At 70.7% G+C, this 16,892-nt stretch carries 17 protein-coding genes and 1 tRNA gene; 13 read left to right on the forward strand and 5 right to left on the reverse strand.

Annotated elements, in window-relative coordinates; genetic code table 11:
• Positions 1-27: 27 nt before the first annotated feature.
• From ACZ7LT_RS23175 to ACZ7LT_RS23200, 6 genes are all read left to right on the forward strand, one after another.
• Complete coding sequence (locus ACZ7LT_RS23175; RefSeq protein ID WP_471237980.1) at positions 28-498, forward strand: SRPBCC family protein; 471 nt, start codon at positions 28-30, stop codon at positions 496-498.
• Between the two features lie 112 nt (positions 499-610).
• Positions 611-1,969, forward strand: coding sequence for an APC family permease (locus tag ACZ7LT_RS23180; protein WP_471237981.1), 1,359 nt, complete (start codon positions 611-613; stop codon positions 1,967-1,969).
• A 142-nt stretch (positions 1,970-2,111) separates the two neighbouring features.
• Positions 2,112-2,510 (forward strand): roadblock/LC7 domain-containing protein, encoded by a 399-nt coding sequence (locus ACZ7LT_RS23185; RefSeq protein WP_471237982.1) that lies wholly within the window; start codon positions 2,112-2,114, stop codon positions 2,508-2,510.
• The gene (locus tag ACZ7LT_RS23190) at positions 2,507-3,265 is read left to right on the forward strand and encodes a transcriptional regulator (protein ID WP_471237983.1); all 759 of its coding nucleotides are present in this window, start codon (positions 2,507-2,509) and stop codon (positions 3,263-3,265) included. Before ACZ7LT_RS23185 ends, ACZ7LT_RS23190 begins: the two co-directional genes overlap by 4 nt.
• A gap of 91 nt (positions 3,266-3,356) precedes the next feature.
• Positions 3,357-3,749, forward strand: coding sequence for a roadblock/LC7 domain-containing protein (locus ACZ7LT_RS23195; protein WP_471237984.1), 393 nt, complete (start codon positions 3,357-3,359; stop codon positions 3,747-3,749).
• 92 nt (positions 3,750-3,841) lie between these two features.
• Positions 3,842-4,216, forward strand: a complete 375-nt coding sequence (locus ACZ7LT_RS23200) for a hypothetical protein (protein WP_471237985.1) — start codon at positions 3,842-3,844, stop codon at positions 4,214-4,216.
• Between the two features lie 25 nt (positions 4,217-4,241).
• On the opposite strand, the gene ACZ7LT_RS23205 is transcribed toward ACZ7LT_RS23200, so the two are convergent.
• Positions 4,242-5,081 carry a MurR/RpiR family transcriptional regulator gene (locus tag ACZ7LT_RS23205; RefSeq protein WP_471237986.1) on the reverse strand — a complete coding sequence of 280 codons (840 nt, stop codon included), beginning with the start codon at positions 5,079-5,081 and terminating at the stop codon, positions 4,242-4,244.
• 143 nt (positions 5,082-5,224) lie between these two features.
• Between ACZ7LT_RS23205 and ACZ7LT_RS23210 the strand changes: the two genes are divergently transcribed.
• Positions 5,225-5,626: a hypothetical protein gene (locus tag ACZ7LT_RS23210; RefSeq protein ID WP_471237987.1), complete on the forward strand. Its 402-nt coding sequence runs from the start codon at positions 5,225-5,227 to the stop codon at positions 5,624-5,626.
• A gap of 427 nt (positions 5,627-6,053) precedes the next feature.
• Here ACZ7LT_RS23210 and ACZ7LT_RS23215 read toward each other — a convergent pair whose 3' ends face one another.
• The gene (locus ACZ7LT_RS23215) at positions 6,054-7,439 is read right to left on the reverse strand and encodes a cystathionine beta-synthase (protein WP_471237988.1); all 1,386 of its coding nucleotides are present in this window, start codon (positions 7,437-7,439) and stop codon (positions 6,054-6,056) included.
• 104 nt (positions 7,440-7,543) lie between these two features.
• On the opposite strand from ACZ7LT_RS23215, the gene ACZ7LT_RS23220 reads away from it, so the two are divergent.
• From ACZ7LT_RS23220 to ACZ7LT_RS23230, 3 genes are all read left to right on the forward strand, one after another.
• A complete protein-coding gene (locus tag ACZ7LT_RS23220; protein WP_471237989.1) occupies positions 7,544-8,563 on the forward strand; it encodes an SGNH/GDSL hydrolase family protein in 1,020 nt (339 codons plus the stop codon).
• Between the two features lie 144 nt (positions 8,564-8,707).
• The gene (locus ACZ7LT_RS23225) at positions 8,708-9,928 is read left to right on the forward strand and encodes an acetyl-CoA C-acetyltransferase (protein WP_471237990.1); all 1,221 of its coding nucleotides are present in this window, start codon (positions 8,708-8,710) and stop codon (positions 9,926-9,928) included.
• A 235-nt stretch (positions 9,929-10,163) separates the two neighbouring features.
• Entirely contained in the window at positions 10,164-11,063 is a 900-nt protein-coding gene (locus ACZ7LT_RS23230; RefSeq protein ID WP_471238352.1) for a hypothetical protein, read from the forward strand.
• A 74-nt stretch (positions 11,064-11,137) separates the two neighbouring features.
• Here the strand turns inward: ACZ7LT_RS23230 and ACZ7LT_RS23235 are convergent, their stop codons facing one another.
• A complete protein-coding gene (locus ACZ7LT_RS23235) occupies positions 11,138-11,464 on the reverse strand; it encodes a hypothetical protein (RefSeq protein ID WP_471237991.1) in 327 nt (108 codons plus the stop codon).
• Positions 11,465-11,590: 126 nt separating this feature from the next.
• On the opposite strand from ACZ7LT_RS23235, the gene ACZ7LT_RS23240 reads away from it, so the two are divergent.
• Positions 11,591-11,821 (forward strand): DUF4287 domain-containing protein, encoded by a 231-nt coding sequence (locus tag ACZ7LT_RS23240; RefSeq protein WP_019886945.1) that lies wholly within the window; start codon positions 11,591-11,593, stop codon positions 11,819-11,821.
• Between the two features lie 104 nt (positions 11,822-11,925).
• On the opposite strand, the gene ACZ7LT_RS23245 is transcribed toward ACZ7LT_RS23240, so the two are convergent.
• Positions 11,926-12,831, reverse strand: a complete 906-nt coding sequence (locus ACZ7LT_RS23245; RefSeq protein ID WP_471237992.1) for a Bax inhibitor-1/YccA family protein — start codon at positions 12,829-12,831, stop codon at positions 11,926-11,928.
• Between the two features lie 185 nt (positions 12,832-13,016).
• Positions 13,017-13,098 (reverse strand) — tRNA-Leu (locus tag ACZ7LT_RS23250).
• Positions 13,099-13,450: 352 nt separating this feature from the next.
• Between ACZ7LT_RS23250 and ACZ7LT_RS23255 the strand changes: the two genes are divergently transcribed.
• Together ACZ7LT_RS23255 and ACZ7LT_RS23260 are read left to right on the forward strand one after the other, a co-directional pair.
• Positions 13,451-14,221 (forward strand): ABC transporter ATP-binding protein, encoded by a 771-nt coding sequence (locus tag ACZ7LT_RS23255; protein WP_471237993.1) that lies wholly within the window; start codon positions 13,451-13,453, stop codon positions 14,219-14,221.
• Positions 14,222-14,286: 65 nt separating this feature from the next.
• Positions 14,287-16,818, forward strand: a complete 2,532-nt coding sequence (locus ACZ7LT_RS23260) for an ABC transporter permease (protein WP_471237994.1) — start codon at positions 14,287-14,289, stop codon at positions 16,816-16,818.
• The last annotated feature ends 74 nt before the right edge of the window (positions 16,819-16,892 follow it).

A 16,892-nucleotide genomic window follows, 5' to 3' on the forward strand; every position in this document is an offset into this window, starting at 1 on the left:
GTCACACCCCGGTGCTTCCATGGATCCATGGCTACCAAGAGCGTCGTCGTCGAGCGACTGATCCAGGCGCCTCCCGGGCCGGTGTGGGAGGCGCTGACGGACCTGCAGAGCATGGAGCGGGTGCTCAGCGGGGTGGAGAAGGTCGAGGTGCTCACCGAGGGGGGCTTCGGTGTGGGCACCCGATGGCGCGAGACCCGGCGGATGCTCGGCAAGGAAGCCACGGAGGAGATGTGGGTGACTGCGAGCGTCCCGCCCGACCGCTATGTGGTGGAGGCCGAGTCCCATCGCACCCGTTACGTCTCCGAGTTCACGCTGCGGCCCGCCGGATCCGACGGCAAGGCGACGATGGTACGGATGGTCTTCACGGCCACCCCGCCCGGCGGCGCGATGGGGATGGTCACCAAGGTGCTCGGGGGCCTCGGCGCCAAGGCCGTCAGCAGGGCCATCACCAAGGACCTCGACGACGTCGCCGCCTCGATCGAGCGCCGCGGCGGCTGAGCCACGGCGCCGCACACCTCCGCCGTTCACCTGGCCGTACGGGTGACTGGCGGGCATCCCGGGCCGTCCGCCGGGCAGGAACCTTCCCATCGGCAAACGGGAGAGGTGTCACATGGCCACCACCGCGTCCACGTCCGGGCAAGCACCGGAGCAGCAGCCGCCCCTGAAGCGGGCCATCGGCCCGAAGCTGCTGCTCCTCTTCGTCATCGGCGACATCCTGGGCACCGGCATCTACGCCACCACGGGCAAGGTCGCCGGAAAGGTCGGCGGCGCGCTCTGGCTGCCGTTCGTGATCGGCTTCGTGGTGGCGCTGCTGACAGCCGCCTCGTACGTGGAGCTCGTCGGCAAGTACCCCAAGGCGGCCGGCGCCGCGCTCTACACCCAGAAGGCGTTCAAGGTCCCCTTCATCACCTTCATCGTCGCCTTCATGGTGATGTGCTCCGGCCTCTCGTCCGCGAGCGCCGCCGCGCGGGCCTTCAGCGGCGACTACTTCCAGGAGTTCACGGACGCCATCCCGCCCACCCTCCTCGCGATCGTCTTCATCATCGCGCTCGCCTCGCTCGCGCTGCGCGGCGTGTCGGAGTCGGTGAAGACCAACGTCGTCCTGACCCTCGTGGAGCTCACCGGCCTCGTGATCATCCTGGGGATCGGCGCCTGGGCCGTGATCAACGGCGACGGGGAGCCGTCACGTCTGGGCGAGTTCGAGGCTTCCGGCACCGGCTACGCGCTGATCACCAGCATCCTCGGGGCGACCGCGCTCGGCTTCTTCGCCTTCGTCGGCTTCGAGGACTCCGTCAACATGGCGGAGGAGACCCATGACCCGGTCCGCGCGTTCCCCCGGGCCATCTTCCTCGGCGTCACCATCACCGGCACGATCTACGTCCTGGTCGCGCTGGTGTCCTCGCTGCTCGTCGACTACGAGGTGCTGGAGCAGTCCAGCGGACCGCTCCTTGAGGTCGTGAAGGCGGGCGGAGTGGACTTCCCGCCCAAGCTCTTCGCCCTGATCGCGCTGTTCGCCGTCACCAACTCCGCGCTCATCAACATCATGATGGCCTCGCGGCTCTGCTACGGCCTGGCCAACGAGCGCGTCCTGCCGCGCATCATGGGCCGGGTCCTCAGGCGCCGCCGCACGCCTCTGACGGGCATCATCTTCGTCACCCTCATCGCCATCGCCCTGGTCTCCACGGGTGAGATCGAAGGCCTCGGTGACACCACGGCCTTCCTGCTGCTCTGCGTCTTCGCGGTGGTGAACGTGGCCGTCCTCGTGCTGCGTAAGGACCGGGTGCCGCACGCACACTTCCGGACACCGACGGCTCTGCCCGTACTGGGCGCGATCACGTCGGTGATCCTGGCCAGCCCGCTGGCCGAACGCGCCGCGGACGTGTACATCCGGGCCGGAATCCTGCTGGCCATCGGCATCGGGCTGTGGGTGGTCAACAAGATCGTGCTGAAGGTGCACGGCGAGGAATAGGCCCGGAGAGCGGGGTCCGCATCCAACCATTCCCGGGCATGTTCCGATGGAAATTGCCAGAACTCCCCTCCCCGGCAGAAACGTTGAGTAACGTCACCGTCACTGCCGACACGCCGCACGCTTCATCGGGAGGGGAACCCGCGTGCCCGGAATCGACGAGTGCCTGCACGAGGCCATGGCCCTGCCCGGCGCGCGCGGAGCCTCCCTGGTCGACTGGACGAGCGGGCTCGCGCTCGGCACCGCGGGGGACTCGCCGGTCGGCAACCACGAGACGACCGCCGCCGAGACCGCCGAACTGGCCCGCGCGGCCGCCGAGTACGAGTCGTTTGCGGCCGCGTCCGACGGCGAGGAGTTACCCAAGGGCCCGCCCGTCGAGGACGTCATCGTCACCACCCGCAGCGGCTACCACGTCATCAGGTTCGTCGAGACGTCCTTCGACAGCAGCGTCTTCCTGCATCTGTGGCTCGACCGCTCCGTCGGCAACCTCGCCCTCGCCCGGATACGTCTGGGCGACCTCGCCGAGAGACTGGTCCTCGGATGACCGTGTCCCCCATGCTCGCCCGTCTCGCCGCCGAGCGCGCCACCGGCGCCCTGCTGCGCGACCACGGCACCCTCTACCTCGTCGACGGCCGGGTCGTGCACGCCGAGAGCCCCGCCTCCCCGAGCCTGGACGTGCTGCTCACCGCCGGCGGCCGGCTCCCCCAGGAGGGCTGGGACGAGGCCGTCGACCGGGCCGGGGCCCGCAGCGCGGTGGGCCGCTTCCTGGTGGACAGCGGCCGGCTCGGCGGCGGCGAGCTGGAGATCTGCCACCTGGGCGCGGTGTTCGACGCCGCCTTCTTCGCCCTGGCCCCGGCGAGCGGGCCGACCCGGTTCCGGTACGGGGTCGGGCACTGGTTCGGGACCGTACGGCCGGTCTCCGCGGCGGCCGTCGAGCGCGAGACCCTGCGCCGCCGCGAACTCCTCGACAGCGTCTGGCCGTACGCGGCGGTCGACACCGCGCCCGTGGTGCCCCGCCCGGCCGCGCCCGGGCAGACGGTGAGCCTGCGTCAGCGCACCCTGCTCGCCGCGGCCGACGGCGTACGCACCCCGGCGGGCATCGCCCGTCTCCTGGGCCGGCCGGCGTTCCACACCCTGCTCGACGTACGGCGGCTCGCGGCCGCCGGGCTCGTCGAGACCCCGTTCGACCCGCTGCCGGAGGCTCCGCCCGCGCTCCCCACCTGGGTGGGCGAGGTGGCGGCCGACCCGGACATCGCCCTGCTCCGCAGGCTCCGTGACGCCCTGGAGGCACATCTGTGATCCACCGCCCCACCCCGCGCCCGGCCCTCCAGGCACTCCGTCCGCCGTCATGAGGCGCGCCCTGCGCATGCGTGCCGAAAGGAGACAGCTGATGACGGCAGAAGCCGAGGTGCTCGGCGAGCTCAGACGGCTGCGGGCCAGGCTGCCGCAGCTCACGGGGGCGCTCGCGGCCAGCGCCGACGGGCTGGTCCTGGCCCAGAACACCGTCGACACCGAGGCGGAGGCCGTGGCCGCGCTGACCGCGGCGGCGCTCGGGGTCGCGCAGCGGCTCGCCGAGACCACCGGCCAGGGCGGCTTCCGCGAGCTGCTCGTACGGGGCGAACACGGCTACGTCGCCACCTACGCGGCGGGCGCCTCGGCGGTGCTGACGCTGCTCGCGGAGCCCCGGATCAATGTGGGCCGGCTCCATCTGGAGGCCCGGCGCTCCAGCGCACGGATCGGCGAGCTGGTCGACGGGGCCCTCGAACGCAAGGAGCCCTCCTGACCCCAGCCGCGCACCACGGAAAGCACCGGACAACAGGCAGACGAACCACAGGCAGACGAGCCACAGGCAGACGAAAAGGAAGTGCGAGACCCATGGCCAACACCGAAACCTCCCTCAAGGAAGCCCTCACCGCGATCGACGGCGCGCTCGGCGCCGCCCTCGTCGACTACACCAGCGGCATGGCGCTCGGCATCGCGGGCGGCGGCAAGGACCTCGACCTGGCGGTCGCGGCCGCCGGGAACACCGATGTGGTCCGCGCCAAGGTCCGCACGATGGAGATGCTCGGCCTCAACGACGAGATCGAGGACATCCTGATCACCCTCGGCGGGCAGTACCACCTGATCCGGCTGCTCAGGGGCCGGGGCACGGGCGGGCTCTTCCTCTACCTGGCGCTGGACAAGGGCCGGGCGAATCTGGCGATGGCCCGCCACCAGCTGAAGAAGATCGAGTCCGAGCTGGAGGTCTGAGCCGCGGCGGCCGCGGCGTGCGGGCCTACTCGACGAACAGGCCCCGCGCCGCCGCGCCCGCGTCGAACTCCTCCAGGCGCGCCTGTGCGTCCGGCAGGCCGTCGCACATGGCCTCCAGGAGCACGCGGCCCAGCAGCATCGGCGCGCAGGCCGTGTCGAAGGCGAGGCCGGTGCCGACGGCCGCCGGGATGAGCAGATCGCTGTGCCGGGCGACCGGCGCGAACGCCGAGTCGGCGACGGTCACCACCGTCAGCCCGGACGAGCGGGCGTACTGCAGCGACTCCACGACCTCCCTGGGGTGGCGGGGCAGCGCGAAGCAGAGCAGCGCCGAGGCCCCGGCCCGTACGGCCACGTCGATCCGGTCGGTGAGCATCGAGCCGCCCTCGTCGAGCAGCCGTACGTCGGGGTGGACCTTGCCCGCGAAGTAGGCGAAGCCACGCGCCTGCGAGGAGGCCGCGCGCAGCCCGAGGACCGGCAGCGGCCGGGACGCGGCGAGCAGCCGCCCGGCCCGCTCGACCGGCGCCGGGTCGGCGAGCAGCTCGCAGAGGTGGCGGAGGTTCTCGATCTCGGCCTGGACGGCCTGCTGGTACTCGTTGTACGGGGTCCCGGCGGTCGCGGCGGGCTCGCCGGGGGTGACCTCGCGTAGGTGCTTGCGGAGCGCGGGGTAGCCGTCGAAGCCGAGGGCGACCGCGAAGCGGGTGACGGACGGCTGGCTGACGCCGGCGAGCTCGGCCAGTTCGACACTGGACAGGAACGGCACGTCGGCGGCCCGGCGCACCATGCAGTGGGCGATCCGGCGCTGCGTCGGTGTCAGACGGTGCCCCTCGAACAATTCCTGGAGCCGCCCGGCCGGGCTGTCGCTCATGCCGTCCCCCTTCGTCCTATTCACTCACCCAAAACTCTGCATGAGGATATGCAGCCGGGCAAGAAGTGTCCGGGGGACGGACGGCGCGGAGTGGGGGGTTACCCCCACTGACAACGCCCTGGCGGGCTCCGTACCGTAACGGCATGGATGCCCGCGACACCGAACTGAAGTCCGACCTCGACGCCACGCTGCAGGCCCGCCGTGAGCTGGGTACGGAGTACGAGTCGGCGCTCATCGAGTCCTTCCTGGAGAAGGTCGAGCAGCGTCTGGACGGGGCCGTGGAGCGCCAGGTGCGGCGTCAGACGGCTGAGCACCAGCTGGTGGTGGCGCGCGGCGGCCGCCCGCCGCAGCCGGGCGGCGAGAACTGGGGCGAGCGCTATGGCTTCGGCATCATCTCGCTGGTCCTCGCCGTCCCGATTTCGGCGATCGCGGCGCATCAGGCGCATCTGGAGGGCCTGATCGTGACGTGGCTCGGCATCGTCGGCGTGAACTTCGTCCACGCGTTCCGGGGTGGTCGTCCGCGCCGGCCCGGCTCGGACGGCTAACAGGACCGCCTTAAGGACGCCCACGACCGCCTGCCTGACGCCGCCCACGACCGCCTGGCGAGTGAGCCGAAGGGGCGCGCGGGCGCCGAAAGGGAGAACGCGCGGAGGCTGCGAGGAACGAGCAGCCGAGCACGATCGACCGTCGGAGCACGCTGAAAGCGCCCCGGAGGCGAACCGAGCCCTCAAAAAATGCAGCACGGGAACCGCCGCACCCCCGTTGCCGGGGGGCGGGACGACGGCGGTTCCCGTGGGGGACACGGGCCCGGGTCAGGGCCGGTCTCCGCGTCCTGGGCGTCGTTGGAGGTCCGGGAGCCGCTCCGGAGGTCCGTGACGCCGACAGGGATCAATCTGCCGGACGCGTGTTAAGCGGGTGCTGCGGGTACGTGTCGCGCTCGTACCGTTTGCGCGAACCCCACGTCCGTCCCGCCTACTTGGCGCCGTCCTTGGCAAGGAAGGCGAGCAGGTCCTGACGGCTCACCACACCGGTGGGCTTGCCTTCGACGAGCACGATCGCCGCGTCGGCCGCACCGAGCACGGACATGAGGTCGGCGACCGGCTCGCCGGAGCCGACCTGCGGCAGCGGCGGGCTCATGTGCTTGTCGAGCGCGTCGTCCAGCTCGGCGCGCTTGGTGAAGAGGGCGTCGAGGAGCTCGCGTTCGACGACGGAGCCGACGACTTCGGCGGCCATGACGTCGGGGTGGCCGGCGCCGGGCTTGACGATGGGCATCTGGGAGACGCCGTATTCGCGGAGTACTTCGATGGCCTGACCGACCGTCTCGTCCGGGTGCATGTGGACGAGGGAGGGCATGCCGCCTTCCTTGTGGCGCAGGACGTCGCCGACGGTGGCGGAGCCGGTCTCCTCCAGGAAGCCGTAGTCGGCCATCCATTCGTCGTTGAAGATCTTCGACAGGTAGCCGCGGCCGGAGTCGGGCAGGAGGACGACGACGACGTCGTCGGGGCCGAGGCCTTCGGCGACGCGCAGCGCCGCGACGACCGCCATGCCGCAGGAGCCGCCGACGAGCAGGCCCTCCTCCTTGGCGAGGCGGCGGGTCATCTGGAAGGAGTCCTTGTCGGACACGGCGACGATCTCGTCGGTGACGTTCGGGTCGTACGCGGTCGGCCAGAAGTCCTCGCCGACGCCCTCGACCAGGTACGGGCGGCCGGAGCCGCCGGAGTACACGGAGCCCTCCGGGTCGGCGCCGATGACCTTGACCTTGCCGCCGGACACCTCCTTGAGGTAGTTGCCGGTGCCCGAGATCGTGCCGCCGGTGCCGACGCCGGCGACGAAGTGGGTGATCTTCCCGTCTGTCTGCTCCCAGAGCTCGGGGCCGGTGGTCTCGTAGTGCGAACGGGGGTTGTTCGGGTTCGAGTACTGGTCGGGCTTCCAGGCACCGGGGGTTTCACGGACGAGCCGGTCCGAGACGTTGTAGTACGAGTCGGGGTGCTCGGGGTCGACGGCGGTCGGGCAGACGACGACTTCGGCGCCGTACGCCCGCAGCACGTTGATCTTGTCGGTCGAGACCTTGTCGGGGCAGACGAAGATGCACTTGTAGCCCTTCTGCTGGGCCACGATCGCGAGGCCGACGCCGGTGTTGCCGGACGTGGGCTCGACGATGGTGCCGCCGGGCTTGAGCGCGCCGCTCTCTTCGGCCGCCTCGATCATGCGGACGGCGATGCGGTCCTTGACCGAGCCGCCCGGGTTGAAGTACTCGACCTTGGCCAGGACGGTGGCCTGGAGGCCTTCCGTCACACTGTTGAGCTTCACCAGCGGGGTGTTGCCGACGAGGCTGATCATCGAGTCGTGGAATTGCACCGTAATCTCCGGGGTCTCCGTAATGGTGCCGCCAGCGTATGCGTAGTCGGAGGCGGTTACGGGGCAGTTAGCTCTTGAACGGCGAAGAGGAGGTGGCGGCCCCTATGTCGAGGGCGAGGGTGGCACGGCGGATCGCGGCGGGCGCGGCGTACGGCGGCGGGAGCATCGGGCTGCTGGGCGCCGCGGCGGTCGGCGTGCTGCTGGCGGAGATGCAACTGGCGAAGCGGTCGGTGGGGGGCGGTGTGGCGCCGCTGCCGCCGGGTGCGGACGGCCTCTACGGCAAGGGGTACGGGCCGGCGGAGCCGCTGCGGCTGGCCCTGCTGGGTGATTCGACGGCGGCGGGGCAAGGGGTGCGCCGGGCGGGTCAGACGCCGGGGGCGCTGCTGGCGTCGGGTCTCGCGGCGGTCGGGGAGCGGCCGGTGGAGATGCGGAACGTGGCGTTGCCGGGGGCGCGGTCGGACGATCTGGAGCGGCAGGTGTCGCTGCTGCAGGCGATGCCGTGGCAGCCGGATGTGTGTGTGGTGATGATCGGCGCGAACGATGTGACGCATCGCATGCCGCCGACGCAGTCGGTGCGGTATCTGGCGGCGGCGGTGCGCAGGCTGCGGACGGCGGGGGCTGAGGTGGTGGTCGGTACGTGCCCGGATCTGGGCACGATCGAGCCGGTGTACCAGCCGCTGCGGTGGCTGGCGCGGCGGGCGTCGCGGCAGCTGGCGGCGGCGCAGACGATCGTGGTGGTGGAGCAGGGCGGGCGGACGGTGTCGCTGGGAGATCTGCTGGGGCCGGAGTTCGCGGCGAACCCCCGGGAGATGTTCGGGGTGGACAACTACCACCCGTCGGCCGAGGGCTATGCGACGGCGGCGATGGCGGTGCTGCCGACGGTGTGCGCGGTGCTGGGTCTGTGGCCGGAGGCGGACCGGCTGGAGGCGGGCCGCCGGGAGGGCATGCTGCCGGTGGCGAAGGCGGCGGCCGAGGCGGCGGCGGAGGCGGGCACGGAGGTGACGGGTGCGCGTGCCCCGTGGGCGCTCCTGAAGCACCGCCGTCGCCGCCGTCTCCCCGCGACGACGGAAGCCCCGGTCCCGACGGAGGAGGAGACCCGCCGGGGGGCGGGGGGTGCGTCGTAGCTTGGGGCCGAGAGTCCCGGGCCCGCACCACACTGAGCGCTCGCTTAGAAAAGAGGCCCGCATCACACACCCAGCACCGTGACCAATGCGATACGTGCGGGTAACTTCCCAGTCAGTCCCGCAATCCCGCCCCTTGGAGCCGTGATGCCCGAAGCCGTGATCGTCTCTGCCGCCCGTTCCCCCATCGGCCGGGCCTTCAAGGGCTCCCTCAAGGACGTCCGGCCCGACGATCTGACCGCCACGATCATTCAGGCCGCGCTCGCGAAGGTGCCCGAGCTGGACCCGCGGGAGATCGACGACCTGATGCTGGGCTGCGGTCTGCCCGGTGGTGAGCAGGGGCACAACCTCGGGCGGATCGTCTCCGTGCAGATGGGGATGGACCACCTCCCGGGCTGCACCATCACCCGCTACTGCTCCTCCTCCCTCCAGACCTCCCGCATGGCGCTGCACGCCATCAAGGCGGGCGAGGGCGACGTCTTCATCTCCGCGGGCGTCGAGATGGTGTCCCGTAGCGTCAAGGGCTCCAGCGACGGGCTGCCGGACACCCACAACCCCCTCTTCGCCGAGGCCGAGGCCCGTACCGCCGAGCGCGCCCAGCAGGAGGGCACCGACTGGCACGACCCGCGCGAGGACGGCCTGATCCCGGACGCGTACATCGCGATGGGCCAGACCGCCGAGAACCTGGCCCGGCTCAAGGGCGTGACCCGCGCGGACATGGACGAGTTCGGCGTGCGGTCCCAGAACCTCGCCGAGGCGGCCATCAAGAACGGCTTCTGGGAGCGGGAGATCACCCCGGTCACGACGCCGGACGGCACCGTCGTCTCCGCGGACGACGGCCCGCGCGCCGGCGTGACCCTGGAGGGCGTGCAGGGCCTCAAGCCCGTCTTCCGCCCCGACGGTCTGGTCACCGCCGCGAACTGCTGCCCGCTGAACGACGGCGCCGCCGCGCTCGTCATCATGAGCGACACCAAGGCCCGGGACCTCGGCCTCACCCCGCTCGCCCGGATCGTGTCGACCGGTGTCACCGGCCTGTCGCCGGAGATCATGGGCCTCGGTCCGGTGGAGGCGTCCAAGCAGGCGCTCAAGCGGGCCGGTCTGACCGTCGACGACATCGACCTGTTCGAGATCAACGAGGCCTTCGCGGCCCAGGTCATCCCCTCCTACCGGGACCTGAACATCCCGCTGGAGAAGCTGAACGTCAACGGCGGCGCCATCGCCGTCGGCCACCCCTTCGGCATGACCGGCGCCCGGATCACCGGCACGCTGATCAACAGCCTCCAGTTCCACGACAAGCAGTTCGGTCTTGAGACGATGTGCGTCGGCGGTGGTCAGGGCATGGCCATGGTGATCGAGCGCCTCTCCTGACGCTCTCGCGCTAACCACCCCGCGTCCGAGCCGTGACCGAATCTCCCCCAGGATGTGACCTACATCCCGGGGGAGAGACGTTTTCCCAGGTCACAGCAGTTCCGGGGCTAAACACCAGGCCTAAATACCTGTCCATTTCGTGACGTAATGCACTGACAGAGGGCGCAGGCCCACGACAAGCTGATGTAGGAAGTCGGGGGATCGACTCGGAACCGGGAGTACGTCAGTGAGCGCCATGCCTCTTGCCCTGCTGCTGACCACGGCCGCTGCCACGGCCGTGGGCGCCGCTGCCCTGCACGCCGCCCACGGGCTGCGCAAGCAGATCGTCGCCCTGCGCGCCGACCTGGAGGCCGCCGAGGCGGGCCGTTCGGTCAGCGTGCCGCACGCCCGTGGCGCCGACTCCGTGACCCCCGCCGAGGAGATCCGCGCCGCGGTCGCCGAGGCCCTGGCCGAGGAGCGGGAGCGCGAGCTGGCCGAGGCGCGCGCCTTCTGGGCCGCGCAGGAGGCCCGGGACGCGGCCGACGCCCCCTCCCTGCTCAGCGGTCTGGGCGGACCGGTCGAGGACGGCGGCCCGTACTTCGTGCCGCGCCAGGCCGACCTGGCCGGTCTGGAGTCCATGGGCCCGGACGCCGACGGCCGCCTCGACGACCTGGCGGAGCTCGCGGAGCTGGCCGAGCTGGCGGACCTCGCCGACTTCGCGGACCAGCCGGAGACGGCCGAGTACGCCGAGTTCGCCGAGGACTCCCCCGAGCTCGCCGCGGCCCGCCGCCGCCACCCCTCGCACCCCGACTTCGTCCCGGTCCAGACCCCGGTCGTCACCGACCACGAGCGGACGGTGGCCCGGCTGGAGGAGCTCGCCGAGACGCGCACGGCCCTCGCCGACGTACGGCCCGGCCCGCTCGGCACGCTCGACGTGTACGTCTTCGCCGACGGCACCACGCTCTGCATGACCCCGGGCCACCGCGAGACCGCCGAACGTCTCGCCGAGGCGCTGCGGGCGGGCCGCACTCCGGTCCTGCTCGGCGGTTCGGGCGTCTCCGGCGCGTACGCCCTGACGTTCTCCTGCGGCGGCTCCGACGAGCGCGGCGACGACAACGTCTACATCCTCGCCGACCGCGTCATAGCGTCCCTGTAGCCCTGTAGGCCCGGCAGACGGCCTCAGGTCCGGCAGACGGCCTCAGGCGCCCCCCAGGGCCTCCTACAGGGCCTTCAGAGCCCTGACCGCGCCATCGCCTCCCGCACCGCCCGTACGGCCTCGTCCAGCTCCTCCTGGGAGCCGGCCGGGGCCGTTCTCAGTGCTTCGCCACAATCGTGCGCGGCGACCAGAAGCTGGTCCGCGACCGCGAACACGCCCGCGTCGGGCATCGTCCGGGGCTCCGTCCCGGGCTCCTCGATGCGCTGCGCCCTGACCGCCAACTCCCGTGCCAGCGCGAGCCCTTCGGCGGCCGCGCCGCGCTGGAGGCGGCTCTGCGGGGCGGCCCGCAGGCGGTCGGCGAACCGCTCTGCGGCGGCGGTCAGTTCACTCGTATCAAGCACGGTGTGACCCTATGCGCCGCCCGCGCACTGTTGCCAACGGGCGAACGCTCAGGCACGGTGGCGTGAAGGAACTCACGCATGCGGAACTCAACGCACCACGCAAGCAATACGCGTCCGGAGGCGCCGATGTCCCACGTCTTCTCCGAAGAGACCCATCGCAATCTGCTCGCCCGCATTCCCCATTGCACCGGTCGTGAAGTGTCCGACTGGCTCCGCGCCGTCGAGGAAGGCCCCTCCCTCTTCCGCTTCGAGGAGAAGGTCAGCTGGCTCCGGGGCGAGCACAACCTCGCGTACGGCCACGCGAAGGCGATCATCCACGAGTACGACCTGAGGCGAGCGGCCCGAAAGCTGCTCTAGCCCGCGACAAGGAACGACCAGGACACCAGCCCCCGACCCCGAAGGGCCCGCCCGGCGGATGCCGGACGGGCCCTTCGTCAGCGTCGGACGCTCTGTGGGAGGCGTCAGTCGTCGCCCTGCAGGATCGAGAGCAGACGCAGCATCTCCAGGTAGATCCACACCAGCGTGACGGTGAGACCGAAGGCCGCGATCCACGACTCCTCGCGCGGGGCGCCGTAGGTGATGCCGTCCTCGACCTCCTTGAAGTTCAGCGCCAGGATGCAGGCGCCGAGGATGACGCCGATGACACCGAAGAGGATGCCGAGGCCACCGCTGCGGAAGCCCAGACCGTCACCGCCGCCGATGAGGGCGAACAGGAGGTTGGCCACCATCAGGAGCATGAAGCCCATGACGGCCGCGATCACGAAGCCGTAGAAGCGGCGGGTGACACGGATCCAGCGCATCTTGTAGGCGAACAGCACACCGGCGAAGACCGCCATCGTGCCGAGCACCGCCTGGGGCACCACACCGTCGGCGATGTACGTGGAGACCACGCTGGAGATCACGCCGAGGAAGACGCCCTCGAACGCCGCGTACGCCAGGATGATCGCCGGCGACGGCTTGCGCTTGAAGGACTGGACGAGAGACAGGACCAGCGCGACGAGCGCGGCACCGATACCGATGCCGTACGACTTGCCGAGGTTGCTCGGGTCGACCGGCAGCAGGATCCAGGAGAGGACCGCGGTGAGCACGACCGTACCGAGCGTCATGGCCGTACGGCTCACGACGTCGTCGATCGTCATCACATTGCCGCGCACCTGCTGGGGGGCGCCGAGCTGGCTGTCCTGGGCGTAGGGATTGGTGGCGTACGGGTTCGTGGCCCCGTCCGCGTACGGATTGGCCGTGCCCTGCGCGTACGGGTTGGTTCCAACGGCGGGGCCCCCGGCCTGCGGCTGCTGCGCGTTGAAGCCGGCGTAGCCGTTGTCGCGGCTGAACCCCCGTCGCGAGAAGACCGGGTTGCTGCTCCTCATCTCACTCCTCCATGGCCGCACTGCGCGGCCTTGCGTCAAGAGTAATAGGGAAGCAAAAGAATCTCCCTAGTGCTCGGGGAGGATCTTTCCGCGATCATGACCGGCGGCGGGAGGAGGGGACGGGCCCCGGGGCCGGGGCAGTGCGTCCAGGTCGGCTGCGGGCGATCTTCCGCCCGGCTCATGAGTGCCCGGAGCCGGACTTGAACCGGCACGCCCGCGAGGGCAGCGAGGTTTAAGCTCGCCGTGTCTGCATTCCACCATCCGGGCATGGCGCGCGGCTCTGCGTTGGCACATGAGCCTATCCGGACGCATCCCCCGATCAGCGGAACCCTGCCCCGATGTTGTCTTATTTTATTGACGACTGAGGGTGCGTCAGCGCTGGTGGAGCGCGTTCTCCCGGAGGATGGCCGGGCTCGCAGCCGCAAATGCGTACCCGAGGGAATGACGGAAAGTCGTCGCCTCTCGGGGTCGGTGTCATACCAAAGGAGGAGGGGCGAGCCCCCCGGTCCGACTCCAGAGGGCCCCAGGAACGGGCACGCGGACGGACGCCCCGGGCGGATCCCGCGATGAGGATGGAGGTGTTCTTGCAGACACCGCACCTGTGACAGGAGTCGCTTCCGTGACCACCACCTCCTACGCCCACCGCGCCACCGCGGTGGCCGCCCGCGCCCAGGATCTTTCCAAGGTCTACGGACAGGGTGAGACCCAGGTGGTCGCGCTCAACCGGGTCAGCGTCGACTTCCGGCAGGGCGAGTTCACCGCGATCATGGGCCCGTCCGGCTCCGGCAAGTCCACGCTGATGCACTGCGTGGCCGGCCTGGACTCCTTCACCAGCGGTTCCGTGCGGATCGGCGAGACCGAGCTGTCCACCCTCAAGGACAAGCAGCTGACGCAGCTGCGCCGGGACAAGATCGGCTTCATCTTCCAGGCCTTCAACCTGCTGCCGACCCTGACCGCGATGGAGAACATCACGCTCCCCATGGACATCGCCGGCCGTAAGCCGGACAAGCAGTGGGTGGAGCGGGTGATCGACATGATCGGCCTGTCCGGGCGGCTCTCCCACCGGCCCGCGCAGCTCTCCGGCGGTCAGCAGCAGCGCGTGGCCGTGGCCCGCGCCCTGGCCTCCCGGCCGGAGATCATCTTCGGTGACGAGCCGACCGGAAACCTGGACTCGCGCTCCGGCGCCGAGGTGCTGGGCTTCCTGCGCAACTCCGTCCGCGAACTCGGCCAGACCGTCGTCATGGTCACCCATGACCCGGTGGCCGCCTCCTACGCGGACCGCGTGATCTTCCTCGCCGACGGCAGCATCGTGGACGAGATGCTCTCCCCCACCGCCGACGGTGTCCTCGACCGGATGAAGGCCTTCGACGCCAAGGGCCGCACGAGCTGATCCGCGCGCCGATCCGCCCGGCCCTTCCGATCCTTCCCGGCTCCCACTCCCAGGACTGACTCCTCATGTTCCGTACCGCCTTGCGCAATGTGCTCGCGCACAAGGCCAGGCTGCTGATGACCGTCCTCGCCGTCATGCTCGGCGTGGCCTTCGTCTCCGGCACCCTGGTGTTCACCGACACCCTCTCCAGCGCCTTCCGTAACCAGTCGGCCAAGAGCTACGACAAGGTCGCGGTCGCCGTGACCCTGGCCACCGACCCGAACGACCCCAAGTCGGTGCCCGGCCTCTCCCAGCAGTCCCTGACGAAGATCGGGCAGCTCGACGGGGTCGAGAAGGCCACCGGCCGGGTCAGCGGCTTCGCCGGTGTCCCGGACAAGGACGGCAAGCTGATCGGTGCCGGCTGGTCCAACAAGGGCACGAACTTCAGCCCCGGCAAGGACGGCAAGGACCCGGCGTACGACTTCACCACCGGCGCGGGCCCGGTGCGGGCCGGCCAGATCGCCCTGGACAAGGAGACCGCCGACAAGGGCGGCTACAAGACCGGTGACACGGTGCGGGTCGCCACCAACGGCCCGGTGAAGGAGTACACCCTCTCCGGTGTCTTCACCACCGAGGACGGCGCCGTCAACGCGGGCGGCAGCCTGGTCCTGTTCGACACGTCCGTCGCCCAGAAGCTGTACCTGAAGCCGGGCTACTTCCAGGAGATCTCCGTCGCCGCCGCCAAGGGCGCCGACGCCGGCACGCTCCTCGACCAGGTCAAGCCGCTGGTGCCGAAGGAGGCCGACGCCCGGACCGGGCAGGAGCTCGCCGACGAGCAGGCCGAGATGATCGAGGCCGGCCTCGGCACCCTCAAGCAGGTCCTGCTCGGCTTCGCCGGTATCGCGCTCTTCGTCGGTGTCTTCCTGATCTCCAACACCTTCACCATGCTGGTCGCCCAGCGCACCAAGGAGCTGGCGCTGATGCGCGCCGTCGGCGCCTCGCGCCGGCAGATCACCCGCTCGGTGCTGGCCGAGGCCGGTGTGGTCGGTCTGGTCGCCTCGGCCGTCGGCTTCGGCCTCGGTGTCGCCCTTGCGGTCGCCCTGCGCTCCGGGATGTCGGCGTTCGGCATGAAGATCCCCGGCGGTCCGCTCGTCCTCACCGCCACCCCGATGATCGCGGCCCTCGCCGTCGGCGTACTGATCACGATGCTCGCCGCCTGGCTGCCCGGCCGCCGGGCCGCGAAGATCCCGCCGGTCGCGGCGATGAGCAGCGTCCATGCGGTGGCCACCACCAAGTCGCTGGTGCTGCGCAACTCCATCGGCGGCGTGCTGACCGCGCTCGGCGCGGCGGCGATCGTGATGGGCGCGGGCGCCGGCGGCGAGAGCGGCCGGATGACCATCGGCGCGGGCGCGTTCCTCACCCTCATCGGTGTGATCGTGCTGATCCCGCTGCTGTCCCGCCCGGTCATCGCGCTGGTACGGCCGCTGCTCACCGGCCCGTTCGGGGTGGCGGGCAAGCTCGCCGGCCAGAACGCGGTGCGCAACCCGCGTCGTACGGGCGCCACCGCCTCCGCGCTGGCGATCGGCCTGACGCTGGTCACCGGTCTGTCGGTGCTCGGCGCCACGGTCGGCACGGCCCTGGACAAGACGACGACGGACCAGATCCGCGCCGACTACATGGTCACCATGGCCAGCGGCGAGGGCCTGGACAAGACGGCGCTGACCGCGCTGGAGAAGGCGCCGGGCGTGAGCGCGGTCTCGCCGCAGCAGGCCGGATACCTGGAGCTGAAGGGCGACTTCGCGTCGGCCTCCGGTGTCACCCCGGGCGCGATCGAGAAGGTCCTCAACCTCACCGTGCAGAGCGGCAGCCTGGCCTCGCTCGCCGAGGGCAAGATCGCGGTCGCCGACAAGACGGCCGAGAAGAAGGGCTGGAAGGTCGGCGACTCGCTGCCGGTGAAGTTCAGCGACGACAAGACCGGCAAGCTGACGGTCGGCGCGATCGTCAAGGACAGCGAGTTCGTCTCGCCGGTCCTGATCGACGCGAAGATCCTCGACGCCCATGACGTCCGGCCGTACATCGCGCAGATCTTCGTGAAGATGGAGAGCGGCGAGTCGGCGGCCAACGAGAAGGCGCTGATCACCTCCCTGGGCGACAACCCGGCGATCACCTTCCTCGACAAGAAGGACATCAAGGACACCTTCGGCGGCGCCATCAACATGATGCTGAACATCATGTACGGCCTGCTGGCGATGGCCCTGCTCATCGCGGTCCTCGGTGTCGTCAACACCCTGGCGATGTCGGTGTTCGAGCGGCAGCAGGAGATCGGCATGCTGCGGGCGATCGGTCTCGACCGGCGCCGGGTGAAGCGGATGGTCCGTCTGGAGGCCGTGGTCATCTCGCTGTTCGGCGCGGTGGTCGGCATCGGGCTCGGCGCGTTCCTCGGCTGGGCGATCGGCCAGACCTTCAAGGACAGCCTGCCCGGCTACGCGCTGGTCCTGCCGTGGGACACCATCGGCATCTGCCTGCTGCTCGCCGGTCTGGTGGGCGTGCTGGCCGCGATGTGGCCGGCCCGCAGCGCCGCGCGGCTGAACATGCTCTCGGCGATCAAGGCCGAGTAGCGAGCGGTACGGACGGCCAGGGCCGGGCTCCCCGCACAGGGAGCCCGGCCCTTCGCCGTACCCGGCACCGACCC

The sequence above is a fragment of the Streptomyces sp. NPDC039465 genome (assembly GCF_055639315.1).

What these genes read in the sequence shown, in the direction of transcription:
- ACZ7LT_RS23175 (WP_471237980.1), top strand. Translation starts at nt 28, where the DNA reads ATGGCTACCAAGAGCGTCGTCGTCGAGCGACTGATCCAGGCGCCTCCC.
- ACZ7LT_RS23180 (WP_471237981.1), top strand. Translation starts at nt 611, where the DNA reads ATGGCCACCACCGCGTCCACGTCCGGGCAAGCACCGGAGCAGCAGCCG.
- ACZ7LT_RS23190 (WP_471237983.1), top strand. Translation starts at nt 2,507, where the DNA reads ATGACCGTGTCCCCCATGCTCGCCCGTCTCGCCGCCGAGCGCGCCACC.
- ACZ7LT_RS23195 (WP_471237984.1), top strand. Translation starts at nt 3,357, where the DNA reads ATGACGGCAGAAGCCGAGGTGCTCGGCGAGCTCAGACGGCTGCGGGCC.
- ACZ7LT_RS23200 (WP_471237985.1), top strand. Translation starts at nt 3,842, where the DNA reads ATGGCCAACACCGAAACCTCCCTCAAGGAAGCCCTCACCGCGATCGAC.
- ACZ7LT_RS23205 (WP_471237986.1), bottom strand. Translation starts at nt 5,081, where the DNA reads ATGAGCGACAGCCCGGCCGGGCGGCTCCAGGAATTGTTCGAGGGGCAC.
- ACZ7LT_RS23210 (WP_471237987.1), top strand. Translation starts at nt 5,225, where the DNA reads ATGGATGCCCGCGACACCGAACTGAAGTCCGACCTCGACGCCACGCTG.
- ACZ7LT_RS23220 (WP_471237989.1), top strand. Translation starts at nt 7,544, where the DNA reads ATGTCGAGGGCGAGGGTGGCACGGCGGATCGCGGCGGGCGCGGCGTAC.
- ACZ7LT_RS23225 (WP_471237990.1), top strand. Translation starts at nt 8,708, where the DNA reads ATGCCCGAAGCCGTGATCGTCTCTGCCGCCCGTTCCCCCATCGGCCGG.
- ACZ7LT_RS23230 (WP_471238352.1), top strand. Translation starts at nt 10,164, where the DNA reads ATGCCTCTTGCCCTGCTGCTGACCACGGCCGCTGCCACGGCCGTGGGC.
- ACZ7LT_RS23240 (WP_019886945.1), top strand. Translation starts at nt 11,591, where the DNA reads ATGTCCCACGTCTTCTCCGAAGAGACCCATCGCAATCTGCTCGCCCGC.
- ACZ7LT_RS23245 (WP_471237992.1), bottom strand. Translation starts at nt 12,831, where the DNA reads ATGAGGAGCAGCAACCCGGTCTTCTCGCGACGGGGGTTCAGCCGCGAC.
- ACZ7LT_RS23260 (WP_471237994.1), top strand. Translation starts at nt 14,287, where the DNA reads ATGTTCCGTACCGCCTTGCGCAATGTGCTCGCGCACAAGGCCAGGCTG.